The 226-nt window shown below is 47.8% G+C and carries 1 pseudogene; it reads right to left on the reverse strand.

Annotated features, from left to right (window positions below):
- Positions 1 to 226 (reverse strand): annotated as a pseudogene (locus tag H6A20_RS13340) (hypothetical protein); the annotation flags it as partial.

Consider the following 226-nt stretch of genomic DNA (forward strand, 5'->3'; position numbering starts at 1 on the left):
CGTAATAAGGCCCTCCTTTTCCAGACGGCGCATGAACTGATAATTTAATTCATCCAGGACTTCTTCTGTCAGCTTTTTCCCTTTAAAATCGTAAAAGACATCCCTCTGGGGTTTCTGCCCTCTGGTCAGCCAGATGAATGCAAGGTCTCGCTGACACAGGTCAACAATACGGTCAACAGCCCTGACTCCGCGCATGTTTGCATAGGTCACAACAGCATACAGCATG

This window comes from Mordavella massiliensis (assembly GCF_016901695.1).
GTDB lineage: Bacteria > Bacillota > Clostridia > Lachnospirales > Lachnospiraceae > Claveliimonas > Claveliimonas massiliensis_A.